This window comes from Leisingera sp. F5 (assembly GCF_001593695.1).
The window spans coordinates 1-2,251 of sequence record NZ_LUKH01000499.1 but is presented as its reverse complement, the minus strand read 5'-3'; the positions used below and the strand labels follow the sequence as shown (position 1 = coordinate 2,251).

The 2,251-nt window shown below is 60.2% G+C and carries 2 protein-coding genes; both read right to left on the bottom strand.

From position 1 onward, the window contains the following. On the bottom strand, nt 1-1,130 hold a 1,130-nt coding region (betC, locus tag A2I95_RS32445), incomplete at its 3' end, for a choline-sulfatase (protein WP_291736454.1). A gap of 125 nt (nt 1,131-1,255) precedes the next feature. Then, nucleotides 1,256-2,251, bottom strand: a 996-nt coding sequence (locus A2I95_RS32440; protein ID WP_291736452.1) for a BCCT family transporter, incomplete at its 5' end; no start/stop codon positions are given.

The following is a 2,251-nucleotide window of genomic DNA, read 5'->3' as shown; positions in this document are numbered from 1 at the left end:
GCATATTCCACGGCGACCGGTTCGGTCCGTTCGGTCCCAGTGGCCAGAGGAACCAGGTTCTGGCCGTCGGTCCAGGGTTCGATTTCAGCCATGCCGACACCGGCCAGCGCGCCCAGCGTCGGGGTCACGTCCAAGGTGGAGACAGGGGTTTCAATCAGGCCCGCAGGCAGGTCCGGCGCCGAGATCATCAGCGGCACGCGGGAGGAACCGTCATAGAAGCTCATCTTGAACCACAGGCCGCGCTCGCCCAGCATGTCGCCGTGATCGGAGACAAACAGGATGACCGCCTCCTGCCGGGTAGTTTCAAGCACGTTCAGGATCTCGCCGATCTTGTCGTCCAGATAGGAGATATTGGCGAAATAGGCGCGGCGGGAGCGTTTGATGTCCTCTTCGCTGATGTCGAAGCTGCGCCAGTCGTTGGCGTCAAAGATCCGCTGGGCGTGCGGGTCGTGGTCTTCATAGGCCATGGCGGGGACTTCGGGCAGCAGATGCTCGCAATCTTCATAGAGGTCCCAGTATTTCTTGCGCGCCACATAGGGGTCATGCGGGTGGGTGAAGGAGACGGTCAGCGCCCAGGGACGGTCGTCCAGGCCGCGCGACAGCTCATAGAGTTTCGCGGTGGCGTTATAGGCCACCTCGTCGTCATACTCCATCTGGTTGGAGGTTTCGGCGACCCCTGCCCCGGTGACCGAACCCATGTTGTGATACCACCAGTCGATCCGCTCGCCCGGCTTGCGGTAGTCCGGGGTCCAGCCGAAATCAGCCGGGTAGATGTCGGTGGTCAGGCGGTCCTCAAACCCGTGCATCTGGTCGGGGCCGACAAAATGCATCTTGCCTGAAAGGCAGGTGTAGTAGCCCGCGCGGCGCAAGTGGTGAGCGTAGGTCGGGATGTCGCTGCGGAATTCAGCCGCGTTGTCATAGACGCCGGTGCGCGACGGCAGCTGGCCGGACATGAAGGAGGCGCGGCCCGGCGCGCACAGGGGCGACGCAGTATAGGCGTTGGCGAAACGGGTCGAACGCTCCGCCAGTTTCTTGAGGTTCGGAGCATGCAGCCAGTCGGCGGGGCCGTCCGGGAAGAGTGTCCCATTCAATTGGTCAACCATCAGGATCAGGATATTCGGGGCACTCATCGCGGACCTCCCAGTATAAAGCGATGTTTCTTCGAAAGGCGCCCGGCAGGCCCTCAGGCACCGCCAGGCAGTTGGTGGCTGGCCCCAACATTCGGGGAAACACGGAACCAGCCGGGAGACCGCCCTTAGTGGGCTGTCTTGATCTTTTCAAAGTCGAGCGTGTTTTCCTCGGGCGAGGCATCGATGCTCATCACTTCGCTGCGCTTGAACAGCACAATGTAGCCAAGGCAGGCGACATAGATGCCGATTACCACGGTGCCGATCCATTGGATCTGCAGCCACTGGCTTTGGAAAGCCAGGGTCAGGCCGAAGAGCACAACCGCGTTGCCAACAACGTACGGAATGGTGCCGAAACGCTTGGCCGACAAGTTCAGGTTGTCGGTGTACAGGCGGATCAGCGAGTCAAAGGAGTTGACCACGAAGATGATGCCCACCGCGACCATGGAGACGTTGATCAGCAGCGTCGTCTCGATGCTGTTCAGGTGGTAATAGTACAGCACCGAGAACCACACACCCAGCGGGATCGACGGGAAGATCAGCAGTGCTGCCAGCACCTGCCAGGTGCGCAGGCCGCCGACAAAGCGGGAGGTGAATTGGCCGATCATGATTGACCATGCGAACCACCAGAACAGGTAGAACTCATGATAGTCGGTCAGCGGCAGGATGAACTTGTGGATGTTGCCGAAGTAGCCGCCGATGTTGGAGGCAGTGTCGGCAAAGGCGCCCAGGCCCATGCCCGCATAGGCCCACATGCCCAGGATCAGTGCCAGGAACAGCGCGGTGGAGCCGACCGACAGGATACGCACGTATTTGATGTCGGTGGAAGAGAAGGCGGCAAACAGGATCACCAGGAAGGTGATGACATAGAATTCCGGGATCACGCTCTCACCGTCGCCCAGGAACGTGGCGTAATACGGCAGGTAGATCAGGAACAGCGCGCCGGTGAAGGCGCAGGTCCCGATGATCACAATGTTGTTGATCCATTTCACCAGCGGGATCTCAAAGAACTTCACCCGCGGCTCAACCACGCAGAAGTAGAAGGTGGTGAGGAAGTAGAAGCCCCAGATCAAAAAGCCCCAAAAGCCGAATTCCAGCGCCAGCGGGTTGGTGAACCCATAGGC